Source organism: Microbacterium sp. NPDC089190 (assembly GCF_040701795.1).
GTDB lineage: Bacteria > Actinomycetota > Actinomycetes > Actinomycetales > Microbacteriaceae > Microbacterium > Microbacterium galbum.
Map to the genome: position 1 here is coordinate 249,937 of NZ_JBFBHF010000002.1, position 13,596 is coordinate 263,532.

Annotated in this window: 18 protein-coding genes; all 18 read left to right on the forward strand. The window is 68.8% G+C overall.

Going from position 1 to position 13,596, the window contains the following annotated elements; translation table 11 throughout:
• Position 1 precedes the first annotated feature (1 nt).
• Positions 2-742 carry a hypothetical protein gene (locus AB0230_RS07035; RefSeq protein ID WP_366374812.1) on the forward strand — a complete coding sequence of 247 codons (741 nt, stop codon included), beginning with the start codon at positions 2-4 and terminating at the stop codon, positions 740-742.
• Positions 743-760: 18 nt separating this feature from the next.
• Positions 761-1,702 carry a P22 phage major capsid protein family protein gene (locus tag AB0230_RS07040; protein WP_366374813.1) on the forward strand — a complete coding sequence of 314 codons (942 nt, stop codon included), beginning with the start codon at positions 761-763 and terminating at the stop codon, positions 1,700-1,702.
• Between the two features lie 62 nt (positions 1,703-1,764).
• Positions 1,765-2,376 (forward strand): hypothetical protein, encoded by a 612-nt coding sequence (locus tag AB0230_RS07045; protein ID WP_366374815.1) that lies wholly within the window; start codon positions 1,765-1,767, stop codon positions 2,374-2,376.
• 57 nt (positions 2,377-2,433) lie between these two features.
• A complete protein-coding gene (locus AB0230_RS07050; RefSeq protein ID WP_366374817.1) occupies positions 2,434-2,742 on the forward strand; it encodes a hypothetical protein in 309 nt (102 codons plus the stop codon).
• Between the two features lie 2 nt (positions 2,743-2,744).
• Positions 2,745-3,146, forward strand: a complete 402-nt coding sequence (locus AB0230_RS07055; RefSeq protein ID WP_366374819.1) for a hypothetical protein — start codon at positions 2,745-2,747, stop codon at positions 3,144-3,146.
• Complete coding sequence (locus AB0230_RS07060) at positions 3,146-3,481, forward strand: hypothetical protein (RefSeq protein ID WP_366374821.1); 336 nt, start codon at positions 3,146-3,148, stop codon at positions 3,479-3,481. The genes AB0230_RS07055 and AB0230_RS07060 overlap by 1 nt, the downstream gene beginning before the upstream one ends.
• Before the next feature lie 8 nt (positions 3,482-3,489).
• Positions 3,490-3,837, forward strand: a complete 348-nt coding sequence (locus AB0230_RS07065; RefSeq protein WP_366374823.1) for a hypothetical protein — start codon at positions 3,490-3,492, stop codon at positions 3,835-3,837.
• Positions 3,834-4,268 (forward strand): hypothetical protein, encoded by a 435-nt coding sequence (locus AB0230_RS07070; protein WP_366374825.1) that lies wholly within the window; start codon positions 3,834-3,836, stop codon positions 4,266-4,268. Before AB0230_RS07065 ends, AB0230_RS07070 begins: the two co-directional genes overlap by 4 nt.
• Positions 4,269-4,365: 97 nt before the next feature.
• Positions 4,366-4,866, forward strand: a complete 501-nt coding sequence (locus AB0230_RS07075; RefSeq protein WP_366374827.1) for a hypothetical protein — start codon at positions 4,366-4,368, stop codon at positions 4,864-4,866.
• 74 nt (positions 4,867-4,940) lie between these two features.
• Positions 4,941-5,441: a hypothetical protein gene (locus tag AB0230_RS07080; RefSeq protein ID WP_366374829.1), complete on the forward strand. Its 501-nt coding sequence runs from the start codon at positions 4,941-4,943 to the stop codon at positions 5,439-5,441.
• A 95-nt stretch (positions 5,442-5,536) separates the two neighbouring features.
• Positions 5,537-5,707 (forward strand): hypothetical protein, encoded by a 171-nt coding sequence (locus AB0230_RS07085; protein ID WP_366374831.1) that lies wholly within the window; start codon positions 5,537-5,539, stop codon positions 5,705-5,707.
• A gap of 8 nt (positions 5,708-5,715) precedes the next feature.
• On the forward strand, positions 5,716-9,006 hold the full coding sequence (locus tag AB0230_RS07090; RefSeq protein WP_366374833.1) for a tape measure protein: 3,291 nt from the start codon (positions 5,716-5,718) through the stop codon (positions 9,004-9,006).
• Positions 9,006-9,794, forward strand: a complete 789-nt coding sequence (locus AB0230_RS07095) for a hypothetical protein (RefSeq protein WP_366374835.1) — start codon at positions 9,006-9,008, stop codon at positions 9,792-9,794. The genes AB0230_RS07090 and AB0230_RS07095 overlap by 1 nt, the downstream gene beginning before the upstream one ends.
• Positions 9,795-9,807: 13 nt before the next feature.
• The gene (locus AB0230_RS07100) at positions 9,808-10,908 is read left to right on the forward strand and encodes a hypothetical protein (protein WP_366374837.1); all 1,101 of its coding nucleotides are present in this window, start codon (positions 9,808-9,810) and stop codon (positions 10,906-10,908) included.
• Positions 10,909-10,931: 23 nt separating this feature from the next.
• A complete protein-coding gene (locus tag AB0230_RS07105) occupies positions 10,932-12,077 on the forward strand; it encodes a M23 family metallopeptidase (RefSeq protein ID WP_366374839.1) in 1,146 nt (381 codons plus the stop codon).
• Between the two features lie 27 nt (positions 12,078-12,104).
• The gene (locus AB0230_RS07110) at positions 12,105-12,269 is read left to right on the forward strand and encodes a hypothetical protein (RefSeq protein WP_366374841.1); all 165 of its coding nucleotides are present in this window, start codon (positions 12,105-12,107) and stop codon (positions 12,267-12,269) included.
• 1 nt (position 12,270) lies between these two features.
• Positions 12,271-13,119, forward strand: a complete 849-nt coding sequence (locus tag AB0230_RS07115; RefSeq protein WP_366374843.1) for a hypothetical protein — start codon at positions 12,271-12,273, stop codon at positions 13,117-13,119.
• Entirely contained in the window at positions 13,116-13,595 is a 480-nt protein-coding gene (locus AB0230_RS07120) for a hypothetical protein (protein WP_366374845.1), read from the forward strand. The genes AB0230_RS07115 and AB0230_RS07120 overlap by 4 nt, the downstream gene beginning before the upstream one ends.
• Position 13,596 lies beyond the last annotated feature (1 nt).

Below are 13,596 nucleotides of genomic sequence, written 5' to 3' on the forward strand. Positions count from 1 at the left end.
CATGTCCAAGCTCCACACGCTCGGCGTCCAGTTCCCGCCCTCGTACGACCGCCCCTTCCTGCGGTACTTCGACGGCGACAACGGCGCCCCCGGCGGCACCCCGACGCCGACGCCGCCCGCCCCGCCCGCTGGCGACGCGACGCCGCCCGCCGGCGACGACGCGCCGTGGAAAGCCGAGGACTTCGACTCCGAGCGCGCCTGGCGCAAGATCCAGGCGCAGCGAGCCGACCTCGAAGCCGAGAAGGCGAAGCGCGCCCAGGCCATCAAGGACGCCGAGACCGCCGCCGAGAAGCGCGCGGCCGAGAAGGCGTACAAGGAGATCGGGAAGACGCTCGGCGTCGTGAAGGACGACGACACCCCGACGGTGGAATCCCTCACCACCGCGCTCCAGGAGCGCGACACCAACCTCACCTCCACCCAGGCCGCACTCGCGGCCCAGCGTGCCGAGAACGCCGTGCTCCGCTATGCGGGCAAGCACAACGGCGACTCCGACGCGCTCCTCGACTCCCGTGACTTCGAGAAGAAGCTCGCGGGCATCGACTCGGCCGCCGATGACTACGCCACCCAGGTGGAGGCGCTCGTCAAGGCAGAGGTCGAGTCCAACAGCCGTTACCGGAAGGTCCAGGTGGCCCCCAAGTCGAGCGACGGCGACACCCCTCCTGCCGGCGGAACCCCCGCCGGCGAGAAGTCCATCGACGACATCCGCAAGGACCGTCAGAAGCGCCGCGGCGTCGAGCTGTAGGCAGAAAGGGCCACCACCATGGCTAACACCCTCCTCACCACTCAGGCGATCGCCGACCAGGCGCTCGCGACCCTGTACGAGAACACGTTCCTCGGCCCCCTGGTCTACACCGACTACGGCTCGGAGCTGTCGACCCGTAAGCAGGGCGACACCATCAACATCCGCAAGCCCGCGACCTTCACCGCCCAGAAGTTCGACCGCGCCCAGGGCATCCAGATCCAGGATGCTGCCGAGGGAAACGTCGCGGTGAAGCTCGACAACATCGCGGACGTGTCGTTCGCCGTGACCGACGAGGACATGAGCCTCAAGATCGCGGACTTCGACACGCAGCTGCTCAGCCCCGCCCTCGAGGCCATCGCGCAGCACGTCGACACCGCCGTGCTCGAACTGCGCGACCAGGTCACCCAGGTCGCCGGCACCCACGCGGGCGCCGCCGACGAGGGCCAGACCTGGGACCACCCCGAGGTGCTCATCGAGGCTGGCCGCCTGCTCGACCTCAATGCGGTTCCGCTCACCGATCGTTACGCGGTCGTCGGCCCCACGACGAAGGCGAAGTGGCTCAACACGGATCTGCTGAAGCACGCGGACAAGTCCGGCTCGACCGAGGCGCTCCGCCAAGGTTCGATCGGCGGCGACCTGTTCGGCTTCGAGGCCTTCAAGACCAACCTCGTCGGCCAGCCGAAGGCGCCGGGCGCCCAGGTCCCCGGTGACCCCACCACCGAGGTCGGCCTCGCGTTCCACCGCTCGGGCCTCGCGCTCGCGTCGGCGCCGCTCGCGATCCCCGCGGGCGCCAACCAGGGCCAGGTGTCGGTCGCGTCCTACCGCGGCCTCTCCGTGCGCGTCGCGTACGGCTGGGACATCAAGTACAAGCAGTCGGTCGTGTCGGTCGACTTCCTGTACGGCGTGAAGATGCTCGACGCCAAGCGCGCCGTGCTCCTCAAGGGCCCGAACAAGGCCTGACCCTCTGGGGCGGGCGGCATCACGTCGCCCGCCCCTTCCGGCTCGCAACCAAGGAGAAGGACATGAGCCCGAAGTACACCTCGCTCGAGGACGGTCAGGTCATCGAGACCGACGAGCCTCGCGCCGACCTCGACGCGCTCGCGCGGTGGGAGCGCGACGACTCGCCCCCGACCACGGCGCCGAACGGTCCGGCAGCGCCGGGCACGACCCCTGTCGCCGGCCCCGTGAACACCAACCCCGAGACGGGCGGCAACCCGCCCCTCAAGTCGACGAGCGCCGGATTCTCGAACCCCGCCGAGATCATCAGTTCCGAAGAGGCTCAGCGTCGCGCCGAACAGGCCGCCGCGGACGCCGCCGCCGCTGCCGAGGCCGCGCGCGAGGAGGGTGAGACGCCGGACGCTTCCGACGACGAGCCCGAGCGCCCCGCGCTGAACGGCACGACCGAGGACTGGGCGGCATTCGCCAAGCACCCCTCAATCGCGCTCGACGTCGCCGACGACGCTGGCCGCGACGCCATCGTGGCCGCGTACATCGAGAAGTTCGCGCCGGCAGGGAGCGCCTCCACCGAGAAGTGGGCCGCGTACGCCGAGAAGCACGGCGTCACGGTCGACGAGAAGGACGGCCGCGACAAGATCCGCGCCGCCGTCGTGGAAGCCGGCTGGGCCAAGGCCTGACCACGCGGGCCGGGGCCGCCACGAGCGCGCCCCGGCCCCGACACGAAGGAGACGCCCATGGCGTACCGCATCACCCTGCCCTACCCGCACACCGGCCCGAAGCTGGTCGGCGGGCTTCTCTTCCTCGACGGGGCTGCCACCGTCACCGAGCTCGGCGACAACCGCCGCCGCTACCTCACCGTCTCCGGCGCGAGCATCGTCGACACCGACGTGCCCACCCCGCAGGACGCCGCCGAGGTCGCAGCGCTCACCGTGCCCCAGCTGAAGCGCCTCGCCGAGCACCACGGCATCACGCACTCGTCGAAGACGCGGCACGACCGCCTCGCGACGCTCATCAGTGCACACCTGTTCCCCGAGGAGGCCTGACTGTGTGGTTCCCCTTCGTCGAGGTGTCCGAGATCGGCGACCTCGCCGCCGCGTTCGAAGATCCCGCTCAGTCGATCCGCACGGCCTCGTACCGTGTGTTCGACGAGCTGCGTACCGCGTCCTTCGACGTGCACGCCGCCGGCGACGACGAGGGGCACCCCGTCGACTGGCACGTCACCGCCGCGATCAAGGACGCGACGAAGGCGCAGCTCTCGTTCTGGGCGGAGACCGGCGACGAGTCCGGCGCAGGCGCTCAGAACGGTGGCGGCTCGATCCTCTCCGTCTCGCTCCCCGGCGGTGGCGGCACGACCTCGCTCGCCGCGAAGCAGGAAGCCCGCGTCGCCCCGGCCGTCGCCGAGATCCTACGCGCGGCCCCCGGCATCCGATGGGGAGTCGGGTACTGATGCGCCGCCTCCCCGAGCGGATGATGCCGCACCGCGACCTCATCTCCTACAAGCCGAAGAAGGGCGAGGGGACCTACGGGCCCGTCTACGGCGACGAGGTGATCTGCAAGCGCGGCGCGATCAGCGACAAGCGCCGATACGTCCGCGACCGCGACGGCAACGAGGTCATCTCCGAGTCGCGAATCGCGCTCGACCTGCCGGACCATGACGTGCCCGACGGGTCGCTCGTCACGATCTGGCGCGGCACACCGCAGGAGCGCGAGACGACGGCGATCGTCACGGCCGTCGCCGACTGGCCTCGACTGCCGCACTTCATCGAGATCTCGCTCGCGTAGGAGGCCCCGTGCCGGTTCAGTGGAACGACCCCGAGCGCCACATCCGCGTCGGCGCGGCGCGCGGTCTGAACCGAGGCGCAACGGTCCTCATGGGCGAATCGCAGTCGCGAGCGCCCGTCGACCAGACTGACCTCCGCAACAGCGCCGCCACGCACGACGCGACGCCAGACAACCTGCAGTCGGCCGTGACCTACGACACCCCCTACGCGGTGGTGCAGCACGAGCGCCTCGACTTCAATCACCCCACCGACCACAACCCCAACGCGCAGGCGAAGTACCTCGAGAGCGCGGCGATCGAGCTGCGGGACGACATCAGCGCCGTCGTCGCGGCCGACATCCGACGAGAGACGGGGTGACGATGTCGCACTTCGGCGCCGTCCTCGACGGCCTCGCCCAGCACCTCGACCGGCACGGCCGCGGCGTCTACAACGTCGACGGCGTCTTCGCGGCGGACGAGCGGGGCATCGTCATCTCGGCGTTCCCCGCGGCGCCGCGCGAGATCGTCGCTCTCACCCTGTACTCACCCGAGTACACCCGCACCTCCCCCACGGCCACGCGGCAGATGACCGCGTGCAGGGTGCAGATCAAGTACCGCCTCCACGGTCAACCTCTCGCGGTCGTCGAGTTCTTCGAGGGCCTCAAGGACCTGCTCGACGGCAAGCACCTCCCGCTCGGCGATGTCACCGCGCACAGCGAGTTCCAGTCGTACACCCCGCTCGGCCAGAACAACGCCGACACCTGGGTCGCCTCGACGAACTGGCGCCTTAGCTCGCTCCGAGCCCTCTGACTCCCGGCCCTCGGGACCGCCGCCAGGCGCGGCACACCACACGCCTCGTGACCGTCCGGCGCGGGGCTCTCCGTCGTCCACGAAAGGACACCCCACCATGACCGAATACGCGGACGTGGAGCCCACCGAGGGCACCATCGCTCAGTCGTACGAGTACATCCTCGACATCGCGAAGAAGCCCGTCGGCGCTGCGGCCCCGACCTACGTCAACGTGCCCGACATCACCGCGCTGAACCCCCAGTTCCCCGCGCAGCTGCAGGCGATCACCACCTACGCCCACAAGGGCAAGGAGCGCCAGACCAAGATCAGCTCCAACGCGACCCTCGGCTTCAACATCCTGAAGGTCCGCGACAACGTCGGCGAGTTCCAGCCCGAGTGGCTGATCCTCAAGGAGGCCTCCGACGCCGACGGCAGCGACAACGAGATCCTCGTCCGCTGGTACGACGCGCTCGGCGCATCCGACGCCTACGAGGGCACCTTCCTCGTGCAGCGCGACGGCCGCCCCGAGACCGGATCGCAGGGCCCCGGCTGGGACGCGTTCACGCTCACCGGCGCCGGCAACGTCAAGCCGATCGCGAACCCCATCGCCGGGTCGTGAACCCACGGGGCGGCGCGCACGCGCGCGTCGCCCCACCCCTACCCCTCCGCGCACAACCCATCCAGGAGCACCCCATGACCACCACCGCCGCCGAACGAGGCCGCAGCCTCATCGTCACCTTCGGAACACCCGGAGAGGACGATGCCCGCGAGATCGTCGTCAAGCCGATCAACGCCAAGCTCGGCCTCTCCCTCTACGCCCTCTGGGCCGGCATCGCCTTCGCGCAGTCCGAGCAGGTCGAGGCCGACGCCGTCTCGATGGGCAAGCTCGCCGTCGGCGAGGAGCACTGGACCCTCATCGACGAGGAGCTCCGGTGGAAGGAATCCGAGGACCTCATCCACTGCGCGTTCCTCTGGAACGTCCAGGGCGGCGGCATCGACCTCGTGAACACCTACCTCGAGCAGAACGGCGCGACGGGTGGCCTCCCAAAAGCGCACGAGCTGCTGGTGGCCCGCAACGGACACTCGAAAGCTTTCGGACTGTTGAGGACATTGCTCAGTTCGGGCGAGGGCGCCGAGACCCCCGAACCGGACGCTACGAGCGGTACGAGTACCCCGACTGGTTCCGAGAGCTGATCCAGGCGCAGCGCGCTCCCGGCTCCTCCAAGCCCGCCGCCGCACCCGACAAGCCTCAGGCCAAGACGATCACCGACCGCGCGTTCTGGACCGTCGTGCTCACGCACTGGGAGCGGTACACGCTCCCCGACCTGCGCGAGTACTTCCAGATCGACGCCTGGTCTGACAGCTCCGACATGGAGCGCCCATGGCGGTGGCTGCGCGGCTTCATCCTCTCGCTCGCCGACATCCCGCAGTCCCGCATCGCGAGGGCGCTCGAACAGTGAGGTAGTCCATGTCGTTCAACGCCGCCGCCCTCGTCGCCACCATCCGCCTCGACGGCGCGGAGAAGCTCGGCCGGGACCTCAACACCGTCCGCGGCCGACTGAACGACACGGACGCCGCAATCGCGAAGGTCCGCGCGGCGGGCAAGGCGGCCTTCGATCAGACCGCGGCCGGCGTCGGAGCGGCGTCGGTCGCGGTCGGCATCCTCACGTCAAACCTCTTCGCCCAGGGCGTCGCATACAACCAGCTGCAGCAGACGTCCCGCGCGGCCCTGCGCACGCTCCTGGGCGGCGCGGAGGCCGCGAACGCACAGATGGACAAGCTCGACGCGTTCGCGCGCACGAGCCCCTTCTCCAAAGCCGTCTTCATCTCGGCGCAACAGCAGCTCATCGGCTTCGGCTTCGAGGCGCAGAAGGTCATCCCGATCCTCAACGCCGTGCAGGACTCGGTCGCCGCCGTCGGCGGCTCGAACGCGCAAATCTCCGAGATCGTCTCGATTCTCGCCAAGATCCGCTCCTCCGGGAAGCTCACGGCCGAAGACCTCAACATGCTCGGCGAACGGGGCCTCGACGCGGCCACCCTGCTCGGGCAGGGGTTCAACAAGACAGCCGCCGACATCCGCAAGGACATCACCGACGGCACCCTCGACGCGAACGAGGCCATCGACGTGCTCGTCTCCCAGATGGGCACCAAGTTCGCGGGCGCCGCCTCCAACGTCAAGGAGACCTTCGCCGGCACCACGGACCGGATCAAGGCCGCGTCGCGCGACATCGGCGCCGCCCTCGCCGAGCCGTTCGTCGCCAAGAACGGCGGCGGCCAGGCCGTCGTTTGGGGCAATCAGGTCGCCGACGTCCTCCGCGCCGTCGAGTCGCACGTGAAGCCCGTCGTCACGATCCTGTGGGACGAGGCGACACCCGCCGTCAACGGCGTCACCGAGGCGCTCGACCGGGCACGCGTGCAGATCCGGGCGTGGGACTCCTCCCGCGTCTCCGACGGGCTCAAGCTCATCGGCGACAACGGCCCCGCCGTCGCCGCGGCCGCGGCCGCCATCCTGGCGGTCAACAGCAAGCTTCTGGCCGGTATCCCGATTCTCGGCTCCTTCCTGCCTGCCATCGGCCCCATCCCAGCCGCCCTGGTCGGTATCGCCCTGGCCTCTCCCGAGGTGCGAACCGCACTAGGTGATCTGCTCGGCGAAATGAAGCCGCTGGTGCCCGTCGCGGTCGAACTGGCCGGAGTGGTCTCGGACAATCTCAACTTGGCCCTGCCGATCGCTGCCGACGTCATTGGCCTGGCGGCGGGCGCTGCGAAGCCACTGGTGGAGATCATCAGCGCCATTCCCGCGCCCATGCTGGCTACCGTGGCCGCCACGATCGCAGTGACCAGCGCGCTGCGGTCTAACGCCCCGGCCCTGCAGCGTTTCGTCGACGGCATCCGCAACATCGCCGACCAGGTGGCCGTGCAGTCGGCCCTAGCCGCGATGGAGGGCAACACCGGACGGTTCTCCGGCGCGCTCGAACTCGCACGCGCGAAGGCCACGGGCCTGATGAACAGCCTCAAGGCCGCGTTCATCTCCAACCCGGTCGGCCTCATCATCCTCGGCCTGTCCACCGCGGCGGCGGTCCTCACCGCAGCCTTCACCGCGCAGGCGGAGGAAGCGAAGGCCGCTCGCGAACAGATCGACACCTACCGCGACACCCTCGATCAGGCGACCGGTGCAGTACTCCGCGCCACGCGCGCAGAGGTCGAGAAGACGCTCGCCGACAAGGGCGCGCTCGACGCTGCCGAGAAGCTCGGCCTCAGCCGGCAGACGGTCATCGACGCCGTCTTTGGCGAGGAGGAGGCTCTCGCGGCCGTGCGCAAGGCGTACGAGGACAACGCCGGTGCGACCGGCGACTACCTCACGGCCGGCGCGGATCTCCGCAAGGAGGCCGGTCTCCTCAACTCGGTCGTGAAGGAACAGTCGGGGCTCCTGCAGGATGCCGAGCAGCAGACCCGCGACGATGCGCAGGCCAAGCGCGAGGCGGCGGCAGCATCTACCGAGCTCGAGCGGTCCAACACTCGCGTCAACGAGGCGCTGGCCATCGCGCGCGACGTCAGCCGAGACGCCACCGAGCGACTGAAGGCGCTGAAGCTGGCGCTCGACGAGCTCAAGGGCGGCGCGAAGTCGCAAGCCGAGGTGACCCGCAACCTCAACGAGCAGACCGACCGACTGCGCGAGGTGTTCCTGGCCACGAACGACGCTGGCGAGCGACTCGCCAGCGGGCTCGTGAACGGTGCAGGGCAGATCGACACGACCACCGCTGCGGGACGGGCCCTGTTCGACGAAGTCGGACGGCTGAACGACCAGATGCTCGACGCCATCCTCATCGCGGACAAGGACGCAAAGGCGAGGGGCGAGTCGGGAGTCTCGATGGAGACCGCGCGAGAGATCGCCAGCCGCTATCAGGGGACGCTCCGCGACCTCGCGTCCGAAGCTGGCCTGTCCGAAGAGCAGGTGAGCGGCCTCATCGCGACCATGCTGTCCACGCCCGAAGTCGTTGCCTACGCGGTGACCGACGACGGAACGATCGACGCGAACAAGCTCCGCATGGTCGACCTGGCCACGCAGATCCTCGCGACACCCGACAAGCAGTTCGAGATCCGGAACGAAGACGCACCTGCCCTCATGGAGGCGCTCAGGGTGCTCGGCGTCACGATCCAGACGCTGCCCAACGGCACGGTCTCCGTCAAGAAGGACGACGTCACCTTCGGCACAGTCGAGAGCGCGCTGAACGCCATTGCCCGGGATCGCACGGCGTCGATCCGCACGCAGCTGCTCACGACGGCGATCGGTGGCGGGGCAATCCCTGACCAGACGCCCGAGATGTTGCGACGAGCGGGCGGCGGCCCCGTGTGGGGGTCTGGCACGAGCACGTCGGACTCCATCCCCGCGAAGCTGTCGAATGACGAGCATGTGGTGGCAGCGTCTGAGGTGCGCGGGTTCGGCGGCCACGCTGAGTTCGCTCGGATGCGTGCCCTCGCCAAGGCCGGCCGCTTCACCGTCCCTGCCTTCGCTGAGGGTGGGCGTGTCGGACTCGGAGTGCAGCGCGATCTCCTACCCGTGCCGGCGCCGATCACGCTGCGCGCAAACCCAGCGCATTCGCCCGGATCAAACCGAACTGCGGATGCGCCTGTCCTGCCGCCGATCCACTTCGGCAACATCGTCGTCCCGCCCGGGATGACGTACGCCGAGGCCGTCGCGATGGTCGAAGAGGCCGTCGCGAGCGCGATCCGATCCGTCATTCCGGGAGGGAGCTACTGATGGAAAAACCCGACGCTGACTTCCGCGCCAGTGCCGGGTCCATCGCCTACACCGGAGGACGTTTCGACTACGAGCCCGGGTGGTACGTCCAGGAGGTCGAGGGGCTGACTGACGGCGCCTCGACCTCCTCAGAGGAGGTCCCTCGCGACCAAGGCGAGGGGCAGCACGACATCCCCAACCGGCTCGACGACGCCCGCTCGATCCGGCTTAGCGGGTTCGCATACGCCCAGTCCCTCGGCGACCTCGGCCGCATGGCGCGTGAGCACGGCGCGCTCCTCGCAATGCCGGAGCAGTCAGGTGCGTTCACGTGGCTGGAGTTCGGCGATTGGTTCACGACCGACGTGCGCCGCGGGTCGAACTGGCGGTTCATGCGCGACGGCGACACCGGCTTCGCGAGCTTCACGCACCGGTTCCGTGCCCCGTCGCAGGTGTACTTCGGTGTCGAACCGGAACGGGCGTCTGGCACGGACGTGTACGTCACGAACCGCGGCACAATCCCCTCCGCCCCCGTCATCACGGTTACCGGGAACATGCCCGGCGGGTACACGATCTACGGCCCCGATGAGCGGGTCTATCAGATCACCGCGGGCCTCGCACCGGGGCAGGTCGACGTCATCGACATGTCGGTCGGCGCCCTGTACCGCGACGGGGTCATCCTCACGGGCGGCGTGTACGGGTCCCGGGTGGACGTGTGGACGATCGCCGCCGGCGAACGGCAGAACCAGGCGCTACTCCCCGCCGCCGGTGCGGGTTCGATGACCGTCGAACTGTTCCCTGCGTTCTTCTGAGAGGAGGCCCCGCGTGGTCAGAAAGACCTACTGGGCGGTCAACTCCCTCACCGGCCGACGACAGCTGCAGCTGTTCCCCTCGGCGGGCGGGTGGCGGTCGAAGATCAACGGCGTCGATAACGGTTCGACTTACGACGTCATGGTTCGCGACCGTCACGCTCCCTACGGCGCCGAGGCGTGGGCCGCTGCGCTCGAGCCGTGGGCAATGCGCCTCGTCGCCGAATGGGACGGGAAGATCAAGTACGCCGGGTGGATTCTCGGCTACGACTGGGATTCGCCCACCGGCCGCGTGCGGATCAAGCACGCCGATTTCCGAGCGATCGCCGCGCGCCGCGCCCTGTTCGGTGTCGGGCCGATGGACCTGCCGGACATCGTCATCGAGAACCGCTCCCTCCGTGGCCTGATGGGCGAGTACGCATGGAAAGCGCTCGTCGACGGCGCGTACCGGTGGGCGCTGCGCGTCGTCATCGACCCCGCTGACCGGCTCGAAGCCGGCCCCCACACCGAGCGGATCCCCCGCTACCGAGTGGACAGCGCCGAAAGCCTCTGGCGAGATGTGCAGGACCGTGAGAACGGCCCCGAGATGCACTTCTTCCCCCGCTGGTCCCCTACCGACGGGGCGCTCGAAGACGTTCTCCGCATCGGCAATCCCACCCTCACGACGAACAGCATCGACCTCATCCACGCACCGAAGACACCGCTCATCGGCTTCGGCTTCACGATGGACGGGGAGAAGCAGCGCACGGGCGTATTCGGCACGGCGCAAGGTCGCGGCGACGACGGGAAGATCGGTCTCGCCGGCATCTTCGATGAGGGCGTCGGCGACGGCCCCATCATCCCGTTCCTCGACGCGAAGCACGACATCAGCGACACCACCGACCAGGACATCGCGAACTCGAAGTCCCGCGAGCTCCTCAAGTCCCTCCGCAAGCCGATCAAGCAGTACCGCTTCCAGATCGCCGACGAAGACCTCTCCGCTCAGGCCGAGAACGGTACCCGCGTGAACGTCTACTACCAGGGCGACGAGATGCAGCGTCCTGGGTGGATCAACGGCCGCGTCATCGCCATGTCGCACAAGGTGCGCGATCGCTACCCCGAGCTGGAGGTTCAGTGATCCACAACACGAACGACTCCCCGATGGACGACCTTCGAGACTCGGTCACACGACAGCGGCGAGAGAACCCGTTCGAGTCATCATCGATCCGCGACGGGATGGTGCGCTTCATCCGAGGGCTGCTCAAGCTCGAAGGAGGAGCAGTCCTTGACGGCGACGGCACGTTTCGGTGGCGCGGGCAGGGCTCCATCGCGGGGGACTGGGAAGTTCTTGACGGAGGAGTTCTCCGAGTCGGCAGCGTACTTATAAGCCCCATTGGCGGCGGACGCATCATGGTCGGCGCTGGCCCCAACGGAATCATCCTGGACGGAGGCGCGGGCTCGCTCACGAACGGGAACGTGACCATCGAAGGCGGCAAGGTCAGGGCCGGTGTCGGGCTGGCTCAGGTCCTCATCGACGGCGGGACCGGCACGGTGACAGTCGGCAGCGGCGCGGAGAGAGTCGTCATCGACGGAGCAACGGGACGCATCCTCTCTGGCGCTCTGACTATCGACCCGAGTGTGGACGGCGGCGCCGTGCTCTTCGCCAACGGCTCGAAGCTCTACTCGAACGTCACCGCCATCGGCCTGCGCAAGGGCAACAGTTCCGTCACCATCGGCGACACAATCGCGTCCCTGCTCGTCGGGGGGAAGGTGCTGTCGGTCACCGAGGATGGCATCGCCCTGATCGGTGTACGGGAGGTCACGAGCACAGACGGAATCAAGTGGCTCGGCATCACCAACACCGGTGAGGTCGTAAAGGTCGCGCCCGGCGTCGGCGGCCCGGGAGGGTCGCTGTCGTGGCCGTTCCCGCCTTCCACCGTGACGGACGAATATGGGCCCCGCGAGTCCCCGGGCGAAGGGGCGTCGGCGTTCCACGAGGGCATCGACTTCGGCGCGGCGGACGGCACCCCGATCCCCGCCGCGGGGCCTGGGCTCGTTGAGTTCGCCGGCTTCGACACCGACGGCGGCTACGGCAACTACGTGCTCATCAACCACGGCAACGGCGTCAAGACGCGCTCCGCCCACATGAACGCCACCCCGCCCGTCTCGACCGGGTCCCGCGTCGCGCGCGGGCAGATCATCGGCGCGGTCGGCAACACCGGCACCTCGTTCGGCAACCACCTGCACTTCGAGGTCGAGGTGAACGGCGTGCGCGTGAACCCCCGAAGCAAACTCCCCGCCGCCTGACCGCGGCCCAACGGAAGGACATCTCTCATGGCCGACATTCCGGGCCAGGACGCCATCATCGCGATCCTCTCCGCGGACGGCGCCCCGCCGCACATCATCCTCGACATCGGGGGAAGTGCCGACCTCAACGGCGACGGCCTCGTGAAGGCGTCACTCGACGCCGCCGGCGCGCTCGTGTTCGAGGACGCCTGAGATGGGCTACAACTTCCCCGGCACCCGCGTCGACCTCGGCGGTGGCCGCGGCTGGCTCGACGCCCCCGCCGCCGCATCCATCTTCCGCATCGACCGCGCGATCGGCCACCTCTGCCAGATCAGCGAAGCCGGCCGCACGTGGGACCAGCAGATGCGGTTCTGGCAGATCTTCCTCAACGGCGGAAACATCGCGCTTCACCCGGACACCCCGAGCGAGCACCAGAAGGGCAAGGCCGTCGACTCCAACGAGGCGCAGCAGTTCGTCGCCCTCATGGAGGAGCACGGCTGGCGCCGCACCGTCTACCGGTGGGTCAACGGCGTCTGGACCCTCGTCGAGCGCTGGCACTTCGAGTACTTCGCCCACCTCGACAAGCACATCAACGACGGCGCGCCCGCGTCGGACACCGCAGCACCGATCCCGAAGGAGTGGGACGAAATGGCATCCAAGGACGACATCCGCGCAGTCGTGGCGGAGGAGATCTACAAGACCCGCACGAACGAGCACTTCATCGTGTCGTACGCGTCGGAGACCGACCGCAACGGCATCGTGCTGGCCGGCTTCGGCTACTGGCACAAGCTCACGAAGGAGGAGTGGGACCACTTCAACTGGCTCAAGAGCAACGGCGGCCTCACGATCTTCGCCGGTCTGCACATCTTCACCCCGATCAACGACCGCTCGTACGACATCCTCCGCGACGTCTGCCTCACCGATGGCGTCGCCCAGGGCGAGGGGGGCGTCACCTTCGAGCAGGTGAAGCAGCTCATGGAGTCGGCACCGCCGCTGAAGATCAAGACCCTGGCGCTGGACGGCACCAAGCCGACCGTCGGCCTCGTCGACGACCCCGCATGAGCGTGCCTTCCTCCATCGCGCGCGCGGCCGTGTGGATGTGGCTTGTCGCCGCCCGCTCGGTCGCGCGCGCCTGGGGCGGGATTCACGAGCCGCGTGTCGCGAAGGTCTTCCACCTCATCGGCTACCTGCTCACGGTCGGCATCGGCGCCGTCACCCTCTGGCGTCCACCGACCTCGATCGAAACGCCGCTCGGACCGACCCTGACGACCATCTGGGGGGCGCTCATCCTCACGGGCGCGATCGCCGCAGCGGTCGCCGTGCTGCCCGGCTGGTGGTGGCTCGAACGCCTCGGCATCTACTCCATCGCCGCCGGCGCGCTGATCTACTTCGCCGTCGTCCTGACCCTGCACGCCCAGGGGTCGCCCGGTTCGTCACGGCTCACGCAGGCGGGCGTCATTCTCGCCTTCGCGTGGCTGGTCAGCGCGAACCGGCTCTGGGAGATCCGGGGCTACACCTTCGAACCACGCGGGAGGTAAA